The organism is Natrononativus sp. DTA114, assembly GCF_059736515.1.
Window position 1 is genome coordinate 993,585 of record NZ_JCASSN010000001.1, and the last position, 18,531, is coordinate 1,012,115.

19 protein-coding genes and 1 pseudogene are annotated in these 18,531 nt (G+C 66.2%); 14 read left to right on the top strand and 6 right to left on the bottom strand.

Annotated elements, in window-relative coordinates:
- Positions 1 to 35: 35 nt before the first annotated feature.
- The gene (locus tag AC6I6S_RS05235; RefSeq protein ID WP_497948678.1) at positions 36 to 650 is read right to left on the bottom strand and encodes a TMEM175 family protein; all 615 of its coding nucleotides are present in this window, start codon (positions 648 to 650) and stop codon (positions 36 to 38) included.
- A gap of 167 nt (positions 651 to 817) precedes the next feature.
- Between AC6I6S_RS05235 and AC6I6S_RS05240 the strand changes: the two genes are divergently transcribed.
- The 3 genes from AC6I6S_RS05240 to AC6I6S_RS05250 all read left to right on the top strand — a co-directional run bounded on the left by AC6I6S_RS05240 (position 818) and on the right by AC6I6S_RS05250 (position 3,728).
- Positions 818 to 1,621 (top strand): DUF4097 family beta strand repeat-containing protein, encoded by an 804-nt coding sequence (locus AC6I6S_RS05240; RefSeq protein WP_497948679.1) that lies wholly within the window; start codon positions 818 to 820, stop codon positions 1,619 to 1,621.
- 107 nt (positions 1,622 to 1,728) lie between these two features.
- Complete coding sequence (locus AC6I6S_RS05245) at positions 1,729 to 3,351, top strand: spermidine synthase (protein ID WP_497948680.1); 1,623 nt, start codon at positions 1,729 to 1,731, stop codon at positions 3,349 to 3,351.
- 158 nt (positions 3,352 to 3,509) lie between these two features.
- Entirely contained in the window at positions 3,510 to 3,728 is a 219-nt protein-coding gene (locus tag AC6I6S_RS05250) for a hypothetical protein (RefSeq protein WP_497948681.1), read from the top strand.
- Between the two features lie 88 nt (positions 3,729 to 3,816).
- Here the strand turns inward: AC6I6S_RS05250 and AC6I6S_RS05255 are convergent, their stop codons facing one another.
- Positions 3,817 to 4,443 carry a VOC family protein gene (locus tag AC6I6S_RS05255; RefSeq protein WP_497948682.1) on the bottom strand — a complete coding sequence of 209 codons (627 nt, stop codon included), beginning with the start codon at positions 4,441 to 4,443 and terminating at the stop codon, positions 3,817 to 3,819.
- Between the two features lie 203 nt (positions 4,444 to 4,646).
- On the opposite strand from AC6I6S_RS05255, the gene AC6I6S_RS05260 reads away from it, so the two are divergent.
- The 7 genes from AC6I6S_RS05260 (at position 4,647) to AC6I6S_RS05290 (ending at position 11,094) form a co-directional block, all read left to right on the top strand.
- Entirely contained in the window at positions 4,647 to 5,132 is a 486-nt protein-coding gene (locus AC6I6S_RS05260) for a hypothetical protein (RefSeq protein ID WP_497948683.1), read from the top strand.
- A 60-nt stretch (positions 5,133 to 5,192) separates the two neighbouring features.
- Positions 5,193 to 5,477, top strand: a complete 285-nt coding sequence (gene eif1A, locus AC6I6S_RS05265) for a translation initiation factor eIF-1A (protein WP_497948684.1) — start codon at positions 5,193 to 5,195, stop codon at positions 5,475 to 5,477.
- Between the two features lie 181 nt (positions 5,478 to 5,658).
- Positions 5,659 to 6,861 (top strand): M24 family metallopeptidase, encoded by a 1,203-nt coding sequence (locus AC6I6S_RS05270; protein ID WP_497948685.1) that lies wholly within the window; start codon positions 5,659 to 5,661, stop codon positions 6,859 to 6,861.
- A gap of 250 nt (positions 6,862 to 7,111) precedes the next feature.
- Positions 7,112 to 8,218, top strand: a complete 1,107-nt coding sequence (locus tag AC6I6S_RS05275; protein ID WP_497948686.1) for a branched-chain amino acid ABC transporter permease — start codon at positions 7,112 to 7,114, stop codon at positions 8,216 to 8,218.
- Positions 8,215 to 9,597 carry a branched-chain amino acid ABC transporter permease gene (locus AC6I6S_RS05280; protein WP_497948687.1) on the top strand — a complete coding sequence of 461 codons (1,383 nt, stop codon included), beginning with the start codon at positions 8,215 to 8,217 and terminating at the stop codon, positions 9,595 to 9,597. The genes AC6I6S_RS05275 and AC6I6S_RS05280 overlap by 4 nt, the downstream gene beginning before the upstream one ends.
- Positions 9,590 to 10,396: an ABC transporter ATP-binding protein gene (locus AC6I6S_RS05285; protein WP_497948688.1), complete on the top strand. Its 807-nt coding sequence runs from the start codon at positions 9,590 to 9,592 to the stop codon at positions 10,394 to 10,396. The genes AC6I6S_RS05280 and AC6I6S_RS05285 overlap by 8 nt, the downstream gene beginning before the upstream one ends.
- On the top strand, positions 10,396 to 11,094 hold the full coding sequence (locus tag AC6I6S_RS05290) for an ABC transporter ATP-binding protein (protein ID WP_497948689.1): 699 nt from the start codon (positions 10,396 to 10,398) through the stop codon (positions 11,092 to 11,094). The genes AC6I6S_RS05285 and AC6I6S_RS05290 overlap by 1 nt, the downstream gene beginning before the upstream one ends.
- A gap of 55 nt (positions 11,095 to 11,149) precedes the next feature.
- Here the strand turns inward: AC6I6S_RS05290 and AC6I6S_RS05295 are convergent, their stop codons facing one another.
- Positions 11,150 to 12,376, bottom strand: coding sequence for an ABC transporter substrate-binding protein (locus AC6I6S_RS05295; protein WP_497948690.1), 1,227 nt, complete (start codon positions 12,374 to 12,376; stop codon positions 11,150 to 11,152).
- A gap of 340 nt (positions 12,377 to 12,716) precedes the next feature.
- Positions 12,717 to 13,259 (bottom strand): annotated as a pseudogene (locus AC6I6S_RS05300) (DUF7974 family protein).
- Between the two features lie 118 nt (positions 13,260 to 13,377).
- On the opposite strand from AC6I6S_RS05300, the gene AC6I6S_RS05305 reads away from it, so the two are divergent.
- The gene (locus tag AC6I6S_RS05305; protein ID WP_497948691.1) at positions 13,378 to 13,857 is read left to right on the top strand and encodes a DUF8054 domain-containing protein; all 480 of its coding nucleotides are present in this window, start codon (positions 13,378 to 13,380) and stop codon (positions 13,855 to 13,857) included.
- Between the two features lie 308 nt (positions 13,858 to 14,165).
- Here AC6I6S_RS05305 and AC6I6S_RS05310 read toward each other — a convergent pair whose 3' ends face one another.
- A complete protein-coding gene (locus AC6I6S_RS05310) occupies positions 14,166 to 15,245 on the bottom strand; it encodes a Vms1/Ankzf1 family peptidyl-tRNA hydrolase (protein WP_497948692.1) in 1,080 nt (359 codons plus the stop codon).
- Positions 15,246 to 15,380: 135 nt separating this feature from the next.
- On the opposite strand from AC6I6S_RS05310, the gene AC6I6S_RS05315 reads away from it, so the two are divergent.
- From AC6I6S_RS05315 to AC6I6S_RS05325, 3 genes are read left to right on the top strand one after another with little or no spacing between them, the layout of a single operon-like run.
- Positions 15,381 to 16,058: a glycosyltransferase gene (locus AC6I6S_RS05315; RefSeq protein WP_497948693.1), complete on the top strand. Its 678-nt coding sequence runs from the start codon at positions 15,381 to 15,383 to the stop codon at positions 16,056 to 16,058.
- Positions 16,059 to 16,106: 48 nt separating this feature from the next.
- The gene (locus AC6I6S_RS05320; RefSeq protein WP_497948694.1) at positions 16,107 to 16,886 is read left to right on the top strand and encodes an aldo/keto reductase; all 780 of its coding nucleotides are present in this window, start codon (positions 16,107 to 16,109) and stop codon (positions 16,884 to 16,886) included.
- Between the two features lie 43 nt (positions 16,887 to 16,929).
- Positions 16,930 to 17,322 carry a pyridoxamine 5'-phosphate oxidase family protein gene (locus AC6I6S_RS05325; protein WP_497948695.1) on the top strand — a complete coding sequence of 131 codons (393 nt, stop codon included), beginning with the start codon at positions 16,930 to 16,932 and terminating at the stop codon, positions 17,320 to 17,322.
- A 25-nt stretch (positions 17,323 to 17,347) separates the two neighbouring features.
- Here AC6I6S_RS05325 and AC6I6S_RS05330 read toward each other — a convergent pair whose 3' ends face one another.
- Complete coding sequence (locus tag AC6I6S_RS05330) at positions 17,348 to 18,394, bottom strand: deoxyhypusine synthase (protein ID WP_497948696.1); 1,047 nt, start codon at positions 18,392 to 18,394, stop codon at positions 17,348 to 17,350.
- Between the last annotated feature and the right edge of the window lie 137 nt (positions 18,395 to 18,531).

An 18,531-nucleotide genomic window follows, 5' to 3' on the forward strand; every position in this document is an offset into this window, starting at 1 on the left:
CCGCCTTTTCCGCCCGATACACGGTTCGGTCGGTATCAGTCGGTTTCGCCGTAGCGGCGCTCGTAGTATCTGGCCCACGCCATCTGCAGGGGAACGATCAGCAACGGGACGTAGAACGCGAGCGAGAGCTCGATCGCCGCGACGCCGATCGAGAGGGCGAAAACCGCTGGCGAGATGAGGCCGCGAATCGTGATCAGCCGGGCGGCCCGGTCGTCGATCGCATCGATGACGTGACCCGCTCGAGCGGCGTACGTCCAGACGGCGGTCATGAGACCGCCGACCAGCATGAAGTTGACCGCGTACAGCGTCCAGGCGAACGCCGTTCCGTAGAGGCCGAGCAGCTCCGTCGGGTACGGGAGAAAGGAGATAGAGAGCAGGAACAGGAGGTTCAGCCAGAGCAGTACCCGGTCATGGCCGGCGAGCAGACGGAAGATGTTGTGGTGGACGACCCAGTAGAGGCCGACGACGAAGAAGCTCAGGAGGTAGCTGATCAGTAGCGTCTCCTGGTCGGCCAGCGCCGCCGGCAGATCGTCGGCGGGGACATCCGGCACGTCGAACTGGAGGACCAGCAGCGTGAGCACGATCGCGAACAGGCCGTCGCTCAACGCCTCCAGCCGCTCCGTCCCCTCACCACCGACCGTCCTGATCATACGGATCGATCGACCGCCACCGTCGAATACCCTGCTTCCATTCGCTGAGCATGAGAGCGGCCACCCACGGCGAGGCTCGCCGACTCAGATCGGCGGAGTTAATTCACATTTGCTGACAGAAGATCGTTTCTGCGGACGCTTATGCGGCCCGCCGTCGACGGTCGAGCATGGGAAAACTCGGCTCACTCATCTCGACGGTCGTCGACGAAACAATCACGGCGACGACTACGAACGGACACGGCGAGGGCGTCTCAGCGACCGACACGCTGCGATATCCCGAGCCGTCAGCCCTCGAGGTCCACACCCGAAACGGCCGCGCCGAGGTTCGCGGCGAGGACCGCGACGACGTGGCAGTGACGATCACGAAGCGCGCCAAAACCGAGGACGCCCTCGAGGCCGTCGACGTCCGAGCGATCGGCGGCGAGGCAGACGGCCGACCGCTCCGGCTCGAGGCGGTGCTCCCGGACCCGGTCGACGGGGCGGCGGTCGAGTTCGACGTCAGGGTGCCCACGCGGCTTCCGGTCGACCGGATCGAGACGCTAAACGGCCGGATCGAGGTGCGTGACGTCGGCGGCGAGCCACGTCTCCGGACGAAAAACGGGCGCGTCGAGGCGCGGAACGTCGCCGGTTACGTGGATCTGCGGAGCACCAACGGGCGGCTGACCGCACGGGACGTCGCGGGGATCGACGGCGCGAAAACCGTCAACGGTAGGATCGACCTCGAGATCGACGCGATCCGCGACGAGACCATCATCACCACGACCAACGGCAGCATCGACCTGCTCGCGGGGCCGGAACTCGACGCGGCGGTCTCCCTCGAGACGACCGTCGGGCGGATCGAGGCGTCGGCGTTCGGCGAGTCGGCCTCGAGAATCGGCGGATCGACGGTAGCCGGGACGCTCGGCGAGGGCAGCCATCGGCTCGCGGTGTCGTCCGTGGCCGGCTCGCTCGAGTTCGATCTGCGGGCGTGATTCGGACTGCTTCGCCGTCCGACGGGCGGCCCTCGCTCGCGACCGCGACGCGGGCGGCCGGCGCCATTGCGGAAGGTACTCACCGACGGAACGAGTGACCTCCTCCAATGGACGTTGGTCTCCGATCGTACCGCTTTTCGAAGGTCGAACTCGCGGTGTTCGTCTCCGGGATCGTGAGCATGGGCCTCGAGATCCTCGCGGTCCGCGTCGTCGCCCCGCAGTTCGGCAGCCACATCTACACGATCGGCGGCATCCTGACGGTGTTTCTCGCGGCGCTGAGCCTGGGCTACTGGCGGGGCGGCAAGCGGGCAGCGAGCCACGCCTCGACCGACCGCCTGCTCTGGCTGTTCCTGCTGACGGCCGTCTACGTCGCCGTCCTCATCTTCGCGCGGGATCTGCTGCTCGTCGCGACGGCGACGATCCCGCTTCCGGCGCGGTACGCCTCGCTGCCGGCGGTGATCCTGCTGTTCGGTCCGCCGACGTACTTCCTCGGCTTCGTCAGCCCGTACGCCGCCCAGCTCTCGCGGAAGACGGGCGTCGGCGAGGCCTCCGGTCACGTCTACGCGCTCGGGACGATCGGCAGCATCGTGGGCTCCGCGGCCACGACGTTCGTCTTCATCCCGACGATGAGCGTCGACGGCGTGAGCCTGCTGTTCGGGCTGTTGCTGGTCGGCACCGCGCTCGCGATGGCGCTTCCCTCGCTGCCGCGTGCGCCTACCGCCTCGATCGTGGTCGTCACCCTGTTGCTGTTCGCCGCCGTCGGCAGCGGGTCGATGGGGTACAGCGTCCACGGCGAGGTCGTCCACCAGAGCCAGACCCCCTACCAAGAGCTCGAGGTGATCGACCGCGGCTCCGAGAGGACGATGTTCTTAGACGGCACCCGCCACAGCGCGACGGATCTCGAGGATCCCGACCGACACGTCTTCGCCTACACCGCGTACTTCCACCTGCCCTACCTCACCGTGGACGACCCCGACGAGATAGACCGGGCGCTGTTCGTCGGTGGCGGCGGCTACACCGGCCCGCAGAGCTTCGTCGAGCGCGACGAGAGCGTCGCGGTCGACGTCGTCGAGATCGATCCAGAGGTGACCGACGCCGCGAAGGCGTACTTCGGCTTAGAGGAGGGGCCGCGTCTGGAGGCCCACACCGGCGACGGTCGGCAGTTCCTCGAGGAAACCGACGAGACGTACGACGTGATCGTCCTCGACGCCTACAAGCAGGACAACGTGCCGTTTCACCTGACCACGAGGGAGTTCATGGAACTCGCCGAGGAGCGCCTGAGCGACGACGGCGTGCTCGTCGCGAACGTCATCTCCGCGCCAAGCGGCCCGGCCTCGGAGTTCTACCGCGCGGAGTACAAGACGATGGAGGCGGTGTTCCCGCAGGTGTACAGCTTCCGCACCAGCGACACCGGCGCGGTCCAGAACATCCAGCTCGTCGCGACGAAGGACGACGAGCGAGTGAGCCAGGAGACGCTCCTCGAGCGAAACGCCGAGCGAGACGTCGGCATCGATCTCGAGACGGCGGTCGGCTACTACGAGGGCGACGTCGACACGTCGGGTGCGCCGGTGCTCGAGGACGACAACGCGCCCGTCGACAGCCTGCTCGATCCGATGGTGGGCCAGCGGTACGTGATCGAGGAGACGGAGGCGGAGAACGAGAGCGAACTCGACCGAACCGAGCCCCGATTGACCGATCCGATCGGTCAATCGTCCGCCCGAGCCGGATAGCGGCTACATTTCGCTGGCGCGATCGGAACCCCATTGCGGGTGCGACAGGATTCGCAAAACGGCAGAAAAATCGACGACGGTAGCGAATAGTAAACAAAAGAGACAGTATTCCTGGCGTCCGAACGCAGGTTCACAACCGAACGCGTCCGACAGAGATTATGCCCGAAGACTCACCGCAGGAGGAACGCGATTCGGTGGCGGTCAAGATCGAGGAGCTAGAGGCCGAACTGGAGAGCCAGTCGATGGAGATCAGTCGTCTCTGGTCGGTGTTACTGGGTGGACTTCTGACACTCGTATTGCTCGTCCTCTCTCCGGAGATCGGACTGCTCGTCGGATTTTTCGTATTCATCGGCGTCGTTTTGCAGTGGTCGTCTTGACGCCCCCATGACCTCGCGGTTCCGAGCCCTCGTTCCGGTCGAGAGCCGTCCGTACGAACCCGTTATGCTGCACTGCTCGAGTCCCAACCTACACGCCCGCGCCAGTCGGCGCGTCCGGCAGGTCGAACTTCTCGGCGTCGATGTCCATCTCCTCGAGGGCCGCCGCTAAATGCCGTTCCTCGGCGAAATCCACGCCGTCTTCCTCGCGGAGGCGCTGGGCGGTCGCGAGTACCTCGCCGCGCCGGTCGTCCGGGATGGCGAACTTGTCCGCCGAGAGCTCGATGACGAGGCCGTTGTGATCGCGGGTGTACAGCGAGTGGAAGATGCCCCGGTCGAACTCGTTGTAGCCGCGGCCGGCGTCCTCGAGGGCCGCTTTCACGTCGGCGAAGCGTTCGGGTTCGATCCGGAAGGAGAGGTGGTGAACCGAGCCGATCTGGTTCTGCAGCGGCCGCGGGTTCGACGGCCGGTCGTCGTTCACGAAGAAGGTGAGGATGCGGCCGTCGCCGGTGTCGAAGAAGAGGTGCGTCGACTCCGGATCGTCGAGGTTCGGCTGCTTGAGCACGAGCGGCATGCCGAGCAGGTCCCGGTAGAAGGCGACGGTGTCCTCGGTGTTGCTGCCGATGAGCGTGATGTGGTCGGTGCCGGCCATGTGAATCGGGCTGTCGGGGCGGTCGGCGGTGATCTCGAGTTCGTCGGCGGTCGAATCGTCGGCCATGGCGGCGACTACACTCCGGCGGCGTAAACGTCTATCTCAGCGGCGTGGCCCGGCCGGGTCGAGTCCCCTCGGCACCGACCGACTGGTTGTGCTGAAAGTCATGTTATCTTACTTATAAGATGGTCGAAATTGTATATAAAGCGTGGATCTGGACAGGCCAAGCATTATGTGGTGACTGTGGCCAGCGGCGGACGACAGTCTCTATGGAACTCGAGCAACGGACATCGTCTCACTCGAACTGGTCAGGAACCGTCCCGGGCGGCGTCGACGCGAAGGTTCTCGGCGTCGTCGTCGTCGCCGGGGCGCTCGCCGCATCGCTGAACCTCCCCTACGGCGGCCCGCTCGCGGCGCTCACCGCCTTCGCCGTTCTCGTCTGTGGTGGGGTCGCGGTCCACCTCCTCGGCGAGCGTCGCCTGCGTCGCGTGACCGATCGGCTCGTCGGCCAGTGGATCGACGCGGGCGCCCGCATCGAGGACGTCACCCGCGAGTCGGGACTTCGAACCGAGTGGACGATCCACACCGCGGCCGGGACGGTCACCGTCGGCGGCTTCGCGATGGCGCCGATCTCGCGGCTGGCGATCACTCACGAAGGGATCGGCGAGGCGATGGCCGTCTCGGACGCCGAGGAGCACGTCGAACAGCTCGCGAACGAGTGGCATCGGGAACTGTTCGACGGTCGAACGCGATAGGGTGTGGTACGCTACCGCGCTTCACCAATAACTTAACCGTCGCTATCCCGTAGCGAACGTGTGAGTGAAGAATCCCAACGCCGGAATCTTCGGATGCCCTCGAGCGACGAGCTCTTCGCGGTCGTAACCGAACACAACGGCGGCAACCACGTCAGAGTCCGCTGTGAGGACGGAAAGAACCGAATGGGCCGAATCCCCGGCCGAATGAAGTACAGAACCTGGATCAACGAGGACGACGTCGTCCTCGTCGAACCCTGGGACTGGCAGGACGAGAAGGCCAACATCGAGTGGCGCTACACCGAGCAGGACGCCGCACAGCTCCGACGCGAAGGCCACATCGACTGAGCGGATTCTTCGGACGTGATCGGCGGGCGTCGCCCGCAGTGCGACGATCCGAGCCGGAACATCCCTACACGACCAGAGGCGTCGCGGCGCGCACATAGCCGAGACGCCCGCGCGATCGATCGAAGCGGAACGCGTTACCGCTACTGTACCCTTGATTCTTCTGGACCGGCCCACTGCAGGCATGACCGAAGAACAGCCATCGACGCGGCTGCGACGGGAGGGGGATGCGGCGTTCGAGCGACTGGCCGATGCGCTCGAGGCGACCGGAACTGACGCGTTCGTTCACGTCGGCGATCGATTCGACGACGACCAGCGGTATCTGACCCGGTTTGCCGGCCCCGACCGGAACTACGCGTTCGTCTACGCCGACGGCCGGGCGACCCTCTGTGCGCCGGGACTGTTCGCCGAACAGGCGGAGCGGGAGTTTCCCGGCGAGGTCGTCCCCGCCGGCGAATCCGCGGCGACGAGCGCTCCCGACCGCGCACTCGAGGTGCTCGAGGACCGGGTATCGCTCGTCGACGCACAGATTCTCGCCCTGCCGTCGATTCCCGCTGCGGCGTTTCGAACCCTTGCGGACGCCGTCGACGAGGCCCGTCTCGAGGACGTCGACCTCGGACGAGCCCGGAAGACCACAGCCGAGCGAGAACGTCACGCGTTCGTCCAGCGCGCGGCCCAGCGGGGGATGGCCAGGGCGGAAACCGTCCTCGCGGAGGCGACGGTCGACTCGAGCGGCGGGGGCGACCTCCGCTGGCGGGGCGAGGCGCTGACGACCGAGCGGCTGCGACGCGAGGTGAACGCGGCGCTCTCGAGTGCGGGCGTTTCGGACGTCGGAAACACGGTGATCGGTGCCGGACCGACCTGCGCCGACCTCCACTTCACCGGTCGAGACGACATCGAAGCGGGCGAGACGGTGCTGCTCGACCTCTCCCCGCGCGGGCCGGAGGGCTACTACGCCGACCTCACGCGAACGTTCGTCGTCGGCGAGTCCGGCGAGTGGGCGTCCCGCGCCTACGAGGCGGTCGCGGCCGCCCAGGACGCCGCCCTCGAAGTACTTCGCGGCGGCGCCGGCACCCGGGCGTCCCGCGTCCACGAGGCGGCGACCGAAACGCTCGCCGAGTACGGGTTCGACTCCGGAAACGTCGACGTCGGCATGTACCACGGCACCGGTCACGGCGTCGGCGTCAGCCTCCACGAGGCGCCGTCGCTCTCGAGCCCGGAGCCGCTCGAGACCGGCCACGTGGTCACCGTCGAACCGGGAGCGTACGATCCCGACATCGGCGGCGTGCGACTCGAGGACCTGGTGGTCGTCACCGACGACGGCTACGAGAATCTGACGGATTATCCGCGAGAGATTCGGCCTGTGGCGGCTCGAGACGACCGATAGATCCTCAGGACGGCTGCGAACGCGCGGGACCTCGCTGCGACCGGCACTCGCGGCGGCCGGAGTATAGTAGCCACTGAAAGTCAATGCACACCTAATCGCACAGCTCTCGTGCGATCAGTGTGTGAATCGTTTCAGTTGTTACTATAGCTATCAGCACCGACGAACTCCGACCGAGACGCACTGTCAGGGAGAGCTGTCACTCAGTAAGTGCTAGGCGAGTTATATTTTACCTCGGATGCTAGCCATGGCCATGGGGACTGTAGACGGTCGCGGTCGGCTTTCGACGCTAACTATAGAACAGTGGTTCGGGGTGGCGCTTCTGGCAGTGCTCGGTCTACTACTGATCGATCTCGTTCGGCGGCTGGTGTTCGGCGAGCTTCGGTTTAGTACGTTCTCGACGTTTCTCTGGCGGGGGCTGGTCGACGGCCTCATTATCGCGCTGGCGGCCGTCGGGCTGTCGATGACGTACGCCATCCTCAAGTTCGCGAATTTCTCACATGGCGATCTCGTCACCACCGGCGCGTTCACGGGCTGGACGGCCGCCTACGTCGTCGGCGGACTCGGGGTGGCAGAGCTGGGGTCGACGATCCTCCTGAACGCGGATCGTGGAACCTCCGCCCGCGAACTCGATATGCACCTGCTCGGGGCCCCGCTCGCGATCGTCATCGGGCTGGTTGTCGCAGCCGTCGGGACGATTCTCATCGCGCTCGCGATCGATCGGCTCGTCTACCGGCGCATGCGAAACGCCGGCGGAATCCCGCTGTTGATCGCGAGCGTCGGCATCGCGCTGACGCTCCGGTACGTCATCGTGTTCTTCTACGGGGAGCACACCCGGGGCGTGACCAGGAGCGCACCGATGCTCGAGCACGACCTCGTCTTCTGGACCGACTCGCTGAACGTCCACCAGTCGACGCTCGTCGTGGTCGGACTGAGCCTGGTGGTCCTCCTGCACCTCCTGTTGCAGTACACCACGCTCGGGAAGGCCATGCGGGCGATGGCCGACAACCGCGATCTCGCGTTGATAACCGGGATCCCCACCGAGCGCGTGATCCTGCTCACCTGGATCATCGGCGCGGGGCTGACCGGAATGGCGGGCTACCTGATCGTCCTGGAGCAGGAAACGCTCAGCTTCAACACCGGCTGGTTCCTGCTGCTCCTGATCTTCTCGGCGGTGATCCTCGGCGGCATCGGCTCGATCTACGGGGCGATCGCCGGCGGGCTGATCATCGGGGTGGCGACGAACGTCTCGCTGGTCTGGATCCCGGGCGATCTGACCGAGGTCGCCGCGTTCACGCTCATGATACTGATCCTGATTCTCAGACCCTCGGGGATCTTCGGGGGGGTGGAAACGGCATGAGCCACGACTCGACTCCCCCGCCGGACGAGACCGAGCCGGTCGAGCCCGAGACCGCGAACGGAACCGACCCAGACGGTCGTCCCCGGTGGCTCGAGGATATCCTCATCATCGTCAAGGCGACGGTCGTCGTCTACGGACTGTTCATCGTCTTCGGGCTCGCGGCGGGACTGAACTTCAACGGGATCGTCAGCACGCTCCAGTCGGTGACGCTGCTGGCGGCGTCGTTCGCGCTGGTCGTCCTGGCGCTTAACCTCCACTGGGGGTACACCGGACTGTTCAACATCGGGGTCGCCGGCTTCATGGCCGTCGGCGCCTACACGATGGCGCTGGTGACCGCCGCGCCGGACGCGACGTTCCCCGGCCTCGGACTGCCGCTGTGGGTCGGTGTGCTTGCGGGTCTGGTCGCTGCCGCGATCGTCGGCTTCGTCGTCGCGCTGCCGGCACTGCGCCTCCGGGCGGACTACTTCGCCATCGTCACCCTCGCCGCCGCCGAGGTGATCCGGCTGGTGTACAACTCGAGTGCGCTCCGGGAGTTCACCATCCTCGGCGTCGAGTTCGGCACCGGCGGCGGGCAAGGAATGTCCTTCCCGAACCTGCGGAACACGGTTTCGCGGGGGATCATGTACGTCGACGGTGATCCGGCGGGAGAGCCCACCCTTATCGGGCAGGCGTTTCTGACCGTCGGGGAGACGCTCGAACTGAGCGCGTCGGTCGTCGAGGGCTGGGTGTACACGGCCGTCCTGGTGGTGCTCGTCGCGTTCGTGTTCGTCGTCCTCACGCGGATCGGTAACTCGCCGTTCGGCCGGGTGTTGAAGGCGATCAGGGAGGACGAACTCGCGGCACAGTCGCTGGGCAAGAACACCGATCGCGTGAAGATCAAGGCGTTCATGCTCGGCTGTGCGTTCATGGGGCTCGCCGGCATGGTCTGGCAGGGTCGTCGGGGCTACATCGATCCGAATCTGTTCCTGCCGATCATCACGTTCTACATCTTCATCGCCCTGATCATCGGCGGTTCGGGTTCGAACACCGGGAGCGTCGTCGGCGCGCTGCTGTTCGCGGGGCTGCTGTTCGAGGGACCGCCGTTCGTCCAGCGCATCGTCGACGCCACCTTCGACCTGCCACAGCCCCCGACAGTGTACGACGGAGTCGTCGCCCTCGGCGACCTCGACCCGATGCCGCTGTTCGGATACGCCGTCGGAGAGCTGCCGAACCTCCGGTTCGTCCTCTTCGGGGTGGTGCTGGTCGTCCTGATGATCTACCGACCGGACGGGATGCTCGGTCACCGCAACGAGCCGGCGTCGCCGATCGATCTGACGAAAGAGCGCCCGCCGAGCGCGCGCGAGTCGGCGGTGGCCGACGGGGGTGACGCCGATGAGTGAAGCCGAACTCACCGAGGCCGAGCGCGAAGAGACGGCCATGCTCCGCGTCTCGAACCTCGAGAAGCGCTTCGGCGGTATCGTCGCCGTCGACGGGGCCAGCTTCGAGATCGAACGAGGAACGATCACGGGACTCATCGGCCCGAACGGGGCCGGCAAGTCGACGACGTTCAACCTGATCACCGGCGTCTACAAACCCGATGCCGGGAGCGTGTACTTCCAGGGCGAGGAGATCACCGGGCTGCGTCCCCACCAACTCGTCGACCGGGGGCTCGTCCGCACCTTCCAGATCAGCCGGGAGCTCAGCGGGATGACCGTCCTCGAGAACATGCTGCTTGCGTTCGGCGACCAGCGCGGCGAGGCGCTCTGGCGCACCGTCACCCCCGGCGTTCGCCGGTCGATCCTCGACCAGGAGCGAGAACTCCTCGAGCGGGTCTGGGAGGCCCTCGAACTGTTCGAGATCGATCACCTGGCCCACGAGGACGCGGCGAACCTCTCGGGCGGCCAGCGCAAACTGCTCGAACTCGCCCGGGCGCTGCTTACCGAACCCGAGATGCTCCTGCTCGACGAGCCGATGGCCGGCGTCAACCCGACCCTCGAAAAGAAGCTTCTCGATCGCATCCACGAACTGCGAGAGCGGGGGTACACCTTCCTCCTCGTCGAGCACGACATGGACGTCATCATGAACAACTGCGAGACGGTGATCGTGATGCACCAGGGCAAGGTGCTCTCGCGCGGGCCGCCCGAGGTGATCCGGGAGGACGAGCGCGTCATCGACGCCTATCTCGGAGGTGGGGTCTGATGCTCGTCGTCGACGATCTCGACGCCGGCTACGGGGACCTCCAGATCCTCACGGGGATCGACCTCGCGGTCGCGGACGGGGAGTACGTCGTGATCGTCGGTCCGAACGGCGCGGGGAAATCCACCGTGATGAAGTCGATTTTCGGACTCACCACTCACTTCGGCGGCCGGATCGAGTTCCAGGGCGAGCGGATCGACGGCCGGCCGCCCGAGGAGATCATCACCTACGGCATCGGCTACGTGCCACAGACGGACAACGTGTTTTCGTCGCTCACCGTCCTCGAGAACCTCGAGATGGGGGCGTACATCCTGGACGAGGTGCCCCAGGACGCGATGGAGCGGGTGTTCGACCGGTTCCCGGTTCTCGAGGAGCGCCGGAGTCAGAAGGTCGGCTCCATGAGCGGTGGCCAACAGCAGATGGTCGCGATGGGACGGGCGCTGATGCTCGACCCCGATTTGCTGATGCTCGACGAGCCGTCGGCCGGGCTGGCCCCCGACCTCGTCGAGGATATGTTCGACCGGGTCGACGCGATCAACGACGCCGGAACGGCGGTGTTGATCGTCGAACAGAACGCGACGGAGGCGCTTCGCCGGTGCGACCGCGGCTACGTCCTCGTCCAGGGCGAGAACCGCTACGAGGACACCGGGGAGGCGCTGCTCGGCGACGAACAGGTCCGACAGGACTTCCTGGGCGGGTAGATCGGTCGAAAAAAACGAACCCCGGGTGACCGGCCGCGGTTCCCGCACCCTCGAGTTACTCCTGTTCGAACTCGATCTGATCGACGACTTCGAACTCGAAGTCGCCGAACTCGAAGATGTCGTAGGTGACCGCCTGCATGTCACCGTTGTCGTCGAACTCGACGGTGCTCGAGGCACCCTGGTAGGTGATCTCCTCGCCGGCGGCGGCGAGTTCGACCGCCTCGGTGAAGTTCGAGGGGCCGACCGTCTCGCCGTTGGGGTTCGCGACCGCGCGCATCTCGTCGCGGATGGCCGGTCCCTCGTTCGCGCCCGCCCGGGCGTTCGCCAGGATCATGACGGCGCTGGCGTCGTAGGCGTGGCTGTTGAAGACGCCCGGACTCCGGCCGAACTCGTCGTTATACAGCTCGTTGAACGTATCGACGTCCGGCCCGTCTGCCGCTGGAGCGGTTCCCAGCACGTTGTCCATCGGATTGTCGACGGACACCGGGAGATCCTCGTCGATCAGCCCGTCGGTGACGATGATCGGCAGGTCCGGATCGAACTCCGCGTAGAAGTCCCGGAAGATCTGGACGCCGCTGACCGGGAACGCGATCAGGAGCAGGAACTCGGGGTCGTCCGCGAGCACGCTCTGGAGTACCGACGTGTACGACGGCTGCTCCGGCTCGAACGCCTCGACGCCCGTGATCGTCCCGCCGAGTTCCTCGAAGGAGTTCTCGAACACGGCCGAGAGCGCCTGCCCGTAGGCGTCGTTCAGCGCCATGGAGGCGCCGTTCTCCCAGCCCCGTTCCTCGAAGGCGAGCTCCGCGATAACCTCGCCCTGCAACGCATCGCTCGGCGCGGTCCGGAAGACGAAATCGTCGTCCTGGATGTCCGTGATGTCCGGACTCGTGCTCGCGGGCGAACACTGGACGACCTGGTTCGGGACCGAAACCTCCTGGGCGACCGGAATCGTCACGTCGGAGGCTGCCGCGCCGGTAAACATCGGATAGCCGGCGTCGACGATCGACTGTGCGGCGCTGATCCCCGCCTCCGAAAGGGTTTGCGTGTCCTCTCGCTGTATCTGTATGTCGAACGCGCTACCTTCGGCTGCAAGCTGTCTGGCCGGGAGTTCGGCCCCGTCGGCGATCGGACCGCCGAGCTCGCCCAGGTCGCCCGACTCCGGCTGGAGGATCCCCAGCAGGATCTCTCGTCCTTCCTGTCCCGCGCCGAGCCCGCTCGTGAGAGAGAGCGCTCCCGCGCCACCGATTCCCGCCAGTACGCTCCGTCTACTGATGTGTGACATCGACGGTCGTACGACCTCATACACAAAAGAGCTTACATGCTGTAACGTTCACAGCGCCACGTTGGCCGATTCGTCGCTGATGGAAATGTGATATTACTACCAGGCAGAGACTCGCAGTGAGTAGATGCGGAACCGGCACCGACCGCGACAGTCGCCGAGTTCTGATCGACCCCTGGGCTGGCGATGGCGGCATTGTGGTTCACCGGTACGACGGGATCGCGAGACGCGCAATCCCGCATTACGGTACCGACATCTGAGGAGTTTCGGATATCGCCTTCACGTCCGTCACGGGTCGGAAAGGAGACCGCGCGTTGCACCGAGTACGGCCGTCTCGAGCCGGTCAGTCCGCGGAGGGAACGACGCGAACGGTCGTCTCGGTCGCCAGCCCGCGCTCGGCCGCGTCCGCGACGTTCAGTTCGACGCCCAGCGTGTACTCGCCGGGAGCGGCCGGCTCCCACTCAGCGTCGGAGACGCGAATCATGCCGTTCCATCGCCGCGTGAACCGTTTTCGCTCGCCGCGGCCGAACTCGAGACGCCCCGGTTCGTCGGGCGGATCGCGAAGGGGAACCCGCGACGCCTCCGTCAGTCCGCCGACCGACCACGTCCACGTCACCGGTGATCGGGTCGGGATCGACACCGGGAGCGGCAACGCGTTTCGTATCGTGACCCGAAACGGGACGGGCGTACCGGCGACGAAATCGGACTGCGGGGTCGACACGGGGACCGAGATCGCCCGGTCCCGGAGTCAGCCGGTGAGCAGGAGTCGACTGAGCGTCGCCGTGGGGATCGAGCGGAACGTCTGGGGCGTTTCCTCCCGCGTCCCCGGGGTGAACGGATCGTCGTCGTCCCGGTGCAGCGAACCGGACTCGTAGATCCGGCGCATTGGATACAGCAGTCGTCGGACCGACTAAAGCGTTCGGTCGAGATTCGCCGCGAAACGAGCTGTTAACCACTATCTCGGCTGATGAGTGGGGAAACGCTGATTCGTGCGTTCCGCGTACGTGGAACGACAAATATCCGACATCTCGGTCAGAGATCGCATCCGGTACCGGCGCCAGAACGCCGTCGATCCCGAGACGTTTCTCCGCGAGGTCGGGGCGATACGCCCCTCGGAGGGAACCGAGCAGCTCCGGTTAACCGACGAGTTCGCGTCCCGAACTGCCAGTCGCCTCGAGACGGTCCGCGAGGAGGGCGTCGACACCGCGACGATCGCGAGGATCTTCGGAGCCGACGACGCCGACGTTTCGGTGGCCGATCGGCCGTACGTTGCCTACGAGATCGATCTCCTCGTCTTCGTCGGCGTCTTCCTGTGCGCTGGCGCCGACAGGGCCGGCCGCGCTGACGATACTGGTCGCCGCAAGCCCCTGGAGGAGCCGTCGGCGATCGATATTCACTGGGTCGTCCGCCTGATCTGTTGTGCTCATATCTCTTCCGCACTGGGGTGCTCCGCGAACGCCATGATGTGGCATGGGGAGCCATGACAAAAGGATTTACTTAGCGACAGTAGTAGATCAAACATCTCTCAAACTATGCTGTAAAAATCAGGAAGGGAATGGTATTCGCTCTATAAACATACACGTTCGAAGGAGAGGAGTTCGTGTCGTTTCGGGCGGAACACAACGTGGTGGCTCGAGCAGCGATAGGTCGCGGTGTGGCCTCGGCACTCATAGGGCTCGTCACGACCGGGTGCCGAGTCCGGTTCGGAGCGAGTGAATCGTCATCGGCCGCTCGAGGCTACATCCTCGAGCCCAAAATCGGTTTCTGACCGCCTTCGCACTCGAGACGGGCGTTACTCGATCGAAAACCGAAGCACTGCGCCGATCCCGTCGAACGTCTCGGCGAACCGCTCACCCTCCGGGAAGTCGTCGGGGACGATCACACACTCACCGCCCTGGTCGGTCGCCCGGTCGCCGAACTCCTGAAGCGTCACTCCCGATACGGCCGTCGAGAGCGCCAGCGTGTCGACGGCGTCGTACTCGAGGGCGTCGTCGACCGCCTCCCGATCGTAGGTGACCGGCGGCTCGCCGTCGCCGAGTCCCTCGAAGAAGGTGTCGAGGAACTCGCGAGCGTCCGCCCGTTCGCGTTCCTCGAGGGTCGCCTCGCCCTTTGTCGCGAGCTGGCGTACACCCTGTTCGGTGGCGTACTCGACGGTGAACGTCTCCTCGAGCAGGCGCTCCTCGAGGCGGTGGTCCAGCTCAGCTTCCTCGCGGAACGCCTCGACGGTGCCGGTCGTGCCGCCGAGGAGAACGGCGTCGATTTCGTCCTCGAGTAACTCTCGGGCGGCCCGCTCGGCAACGGTGTCGAAGAACTCGCGTTTCTGTCGCTCGCGGTCGCGCTCGAAGCGGTCGGCCGACTGGCCGCCGGCGCTCGACTTCCCGGGGACGTCGCTGTCGAACGTCTGGAGGACTTCGACGCCCTCGCCGTCGAGCCGGCCCAGCGCGGCGCCGCCGCGTTCGACGACCAGCAGGCCGTGGGTCGACGGCGGGTCGGTCACGGACTCGAGGGGCTCGAGGTCGAACTCGTTTGCGTGTTCGTAGACCGCGGTCTCGACCGGGATCGGCAGGTCGTCGAAGACGGCGGTGACGAGGTCGCCGTCGACGACCCCCGCGTAGGCGGCGAGACCGTTCGCGGGGAGTTCGTCGTACCCTTTCAGCCGCTTCCGGAGCTCGTCGAGCGCCTCGATGAGGCGACGGGGGGCCGCCTGCTCGTCGAGCGCGGTCGCCTCGGCGTAGTCGGTCTCGATCGGCCGGCGAACCTCGCCGATGGGCTCTTCGGGGGGCGCGGTGACCGTGATGAGGACGTCGCGATCCGCGGACGCTGAGGCGAGCCTGTCGAGTCGGGCGTGGAGTTCGTACTCGGAGCGCGTCATAGAAATCGGATTCTTCCGACGATAGACGGAGCAGCGTTTTGAGGCGTCTGCCGGCGCGGGCAAGCCCGCTCACTGTCGGCAACGGAGTCAGTCGGAGTGACAGTTAAGCCCGGGGGGCGAGACGGACACCATACGATGTCATCGACTGGTGGCGACGGGCCGGACGTGAGTTTCGTCGTGCCGGCGGCCGACGAGGCCGACTACCTCCGGGGTACCCTCGCGAGCATCGCGGCTCTCGACACGGCTTACGAGTACGAGGTGATCGTCGTCGACGGCGACTCGAGCGACGCCACGCCCGAGATCGCCCGCGAGTACGGGGCGGCGGTGTACCACCAGCGCGAGGGCGGGATCGGCGCCGGCCGACATCTCGGCGCCCGTCACGCGCGGGGCGAGTGGCTCGCCTTCATCGATGCCGACACGGTCCTCCGGGCGGAGTACCTGACGGCCATACTCGGCTACGTCGAGTCGGCGGGGGTAGCGGCCGCGTCCTCACGCTGTCGGCTGACCGGTCCCCTGCGGGCGAAGGTGATGGAGGGGACGATCAATCACGTCTTTCCGCGCCTCGAGCGCCCGATTCTGCCGGGCTTTAACTGCTTCGTCCACCGGAACGCCTACGAGAGCGTTGGCGGCTTTCCGGACGTGCCCAACGAGGACACCGCGTTCAGTCGCGAACTCGCCCGCCACGTGCCGACGGGCTACTGCCCCGCCGTCCTCGTCGAGAACTCCGGACGGCGGATCGCCACCAGCGGCCTGACCGGCACCGCCTGGCACTACCTCACCCTCGACGCAGGACGGCTCCGGGCGGGCTACTGAGTCGCCGCCACCCCCGCTTCTTTGCCGTTCCGTCGCGTACCGCGAGGCGTGCACCCGCTCGAGTCACCCACAATCGGACTCGGTACGATGGGGATCGACGACCCCGACGTCATCGCGACCGCCCTCGATATCGGCTACCGCCACCTCGACACCGCCCAGATCTACGGGAACGAGGCCGTCGTCGGTGACGGGCTCGAGCGCGCCGACGTCCCACGCGAAGAGATCGTCGTCGCGACGAAGGTGTGGGCCGACAGCCTCGCCCCCGCCGACGTCCGTCGGACGACCGAAGAGAGCCTCGAGCGGCTGGGCCTCGAGTCAGTCGATCTGTTGTACGTTCACCGGCCGATCGAGACCTACGAGCCCGCCCAGACGCTGCCCGCGTTCGACGACCTCGTTGCGGAGGGGCTCACCGACCACGTCGGCCTGAGCAATTTTACGCCCGCGGAACTCGAGACCGCCCGCGAGATCCTCGAGTCCCCGATCGCGGCCCACCAGGTCGAGTACCATCCGCTGTTCCAGCCCGACGACCTGCTCGCAGACGCCCGCGAACACGGCTACCCGCTGGTCGCCTACTCGCCGCTTTCCGGCGGCCGCGCCGGGCAGATCGACGAACTCGTCGACATCGCGGACAACCACGAGACGACCCCCGAGGCGGTGAGCCTCGCCTGGCTCTGTGCGAAAGAGGGCGTGGTGCCGATCCCGAAGGCGAGCAGCCGGGAGCACCTCGAGGCGAACCTCGCGGCTATCGATCTGGCAGACGACCTCGAGTCGACGGAAATCGAGCGGATCGACGGCATCGAACGCACCGAGGAGCTGTTCCCCGAGTAGCCGCCGGGCCAACGGTTTTGGCCGTCGTCGGCCTACGATTCGTATGAGCCAGGTGCCGCCGGAAGCCGAGCGACTGCTCGAGAGCGAACCCCTGATGGCCCACCTCGCGACCTGCGTCGACGGCCGCCCGCACGCCGCTCCCGTCTGGTACCGCTACGAGGACGGCGTCGTCGAACTCTCGACGGGCGGCCGAAAGCTCGAGAACGTCCGCGAGAATCCCCGCGTGGCGCTCTCGATCCAGAAAGACGAGAGCGGCGACGCCCGCTGGATGGTGTCGCTGCTCGGCACCGCGACGGTCATCGGAGACGACGAGGAGGCGAGGACGGCGATCGCCCGGATCAACGAGAAGTACGGCGCGAGCGCGGACGCCTACGCCGAGAACGTGCTGGTCCGCGTTGACGTGGGGTCGGTGACCTACCGGACCTATCCGGAGTGAGCGGACCGGTATCGACTCGAGGCGATCACTCCCCGAGGCGCTCCCGCGCCGCCGCGACGACGAGGGGAAGGGTGATCGTCGCGTCCGCGTAGACGGAGACGTTTTCGGCGTCTTTCTCGAGTTTGCCCCACGAGCGGGCCTCGTCCAAGGTTGCGCCCGAGAGGCCGCCGGTCTGGGGCGGGTCCATCGTCAACTGGACGGCGTAGTCGTAGGCACCGGGTGTGACGAGCATCGTCTGGAGCGTGAAGTTCTTCGGCACCCCACCGCCGACGACGAACGCGCCCGATTTCTCGGCCTCGAACGCGAGATCCGTCAGCGGCGTCATGTCCGCGAGCGCGTCGAGCGAGAACGGGCCCGTCTGGGAGTACATCCAGGCCTGCAGGCCCAGCACCGAGTCCTGGATCGCCGGACAGTAGATCGGCACGTCGTTCTCGTAAGCCGCCGCCGCGATTCCGGCGTCCTCCTCGACCTCGTCGCGGTCGTTCACCTCGGCATTAGCTTGCCCGAGTTCGCGGGTGAGTCGTTCGATAGAGACCGGTCCGTTTTCTTCGGCTTCGGACTCGAGCACCGGAAACACCTCCTCGCGCAAGTGAGACTCGAACTCCGCGAAGTGCTCCTGTGGGAGGTAGACGTTGTAGATCCGGTCGACCCCCTCGTCGCGGAGGCTCTCGTCGTGTTCGCGTTCGGTCTTCCCTTCGGAGTGCGCACAGCCATGGTGATGTTTGCCGCCGATGGCTTCGATTGAATCGTGGGTGAGGTTCGCCCCCGTTGTGATGAGCGCGTCGATGTGACCGTCGCGAATTAGGTCCGAAACGATCCGGCGCATTCCGGTGGGCACCATCGCCCCCGCGAGGCCGAAGAAGACGGTGACGTCGTCGGCGAACATCGCCTCGGTGACGTCGACCGCCTCGTGGATGGAGGCTGCGCCGACGCCGGCCTTCCCGTACTCCTCGGCGAGTTCGCCGACGGTCATCCCCGCGCGGGCTTCGGCGTGGCCCACCGGGTCGTGGGAAAACGTCTCCCGCTCGGGTTCGTGGTGGTGATCGTGATCGTTCTCGGAGTCGTCGGTCATGCCCTCGAGTGGGAACGCCGGGCGTTTGAACGCCGCGGTTCGAAGCCGTCAGCGCCGGTCGCCGGCGTCGCCACTCGTCGGTTGAGTACTGAAAAACTGGGACGTAGTGCAGTCGGAATTCGATCGATCGGAAGCGA

What these genes read in the sequence shown, in the direction of transcription:
- AC6I6S_RS05235 (WP_497948678.1), bottom strand. Translation starts at nt 650, where the DNA reads ATGATCAGGACGGTCGGTGGTGAGGGGACGGAGCGGCTGGAGGCGTTG.
- AC6I6S_RS05240 (WP_497948679.1), top strand. Translation starts at nt 818, where the DNA reads ATGGGAAAACTCGGCTCACTCATCTCGACGGTCGTCGACGAAACAATC.
- AC6I6S_RS05245 (WP_497948680.1), top strand. Translation starts at nt 1,729, where the DNA reads ATGGACGTTGGTCTCCGATCGTACCGCTTTTCGAAGGTCGAACTCGCG.
- AC6I6S_RS05250 (WP_497948681.1), top strand. Translation starts at nt 3,510, where the DNA reads ATGCCCGAAGACTCACCGCAGGAGGAACGCGATTCGGTGGCGGTCAAG.
- AC6I6S_RS05255 (WP_497948682.1), bottom strand. Translation starts at nt 4,443, where the DNA reads ATGGCCGACGATTCGACCGCCGACGAACTCGAGATCACCGCCGACCGC.
- AC6I6S_RS05260 (WP_497948683.1), top strand. Translation starts at nt 4,647, where the DNA reads ATGGAACTCGAGCAACGGACATCGTCTCACTCGAACTGGTCAGGAACC.
- AC6I6S_RS05270 (WP_497948685.1), top strand. Translation starts at nt 5,659, where the DNA reads ATGACCGAAGAACAGCCATCGACGCGGCTGCGACGGGAGGGGGATGCG.
- AC6I6S_RS05275 (WP_497948686.1), top strand. Translation starts at nt 7,112, where the DNA reads ATGGGGACTGTAGACGGTCGCGGTCGGCTTTCGACGCTAACTATAGAA.
- AC6I6S_RS05280 (WP_497948687.1), top strand. Translation starts at nt 8,215, where the DNA reads ATGAGCCACGACTCGACTCCCCCGCCGGACGAGACCGAGCCGGTCGAG.
- AC6I6S_RS05285 (WP_497948688.1), top strand. Translation starts at nt 9,590, where the DNA reads ATGAGTGAAGCCGAACTCACCGAGGCCGAGCGCGAAGAGACGGCCATG.
- AC6I6S_RS05290 (WP_497948689.1), top strand. Translation starts at nt 10,396, where the DNA reads ATGCTCGTCGTCGACGATCTCGACGCCGGCTACGGGGACCTCCAGATC.
- AC6I6S_RS05295 (WP_497948690.1), bottom strand. Translation starts at nt 12,376, where the DNA reads ATGTCACACATCAGTAGACGGAGCGTACTGGCGGGAATCGGTGGCGCG.
- AC6I6S_RS05310 (WP_497948692.1), bottom strand. Translation starts at nt 15,245, where the DNA reads ATGACGCGCTCCGAGTACGAACTCCACGCCCGACTCGACAGGCTCGCC.
- AC6I6S_RS05315 (WP_497948693.1), top strand. Translation starts at nt 15,381, where the DNA reads ATGTCATCGACTGGTGGCGACGGGCCGGACGTGAGTTTCGTCGTGCCG.
- AC6I6S_RS05325 (WP_497948695.1), top strand. Translation starts at nt 16,930, where the DNA reads ATGAGCCAGGTGCCGCCGGAAGCCGAGCGACTGCTCGAGAGCGAACCC.
- AC6I6S_RS05330 (WP_497948696.1), bottom strand. Translation starts at nt 18,394, where the DNA reads ATGACCGACGACTCCGAGAACGATCACGATCACCACCACGAACCCGAG.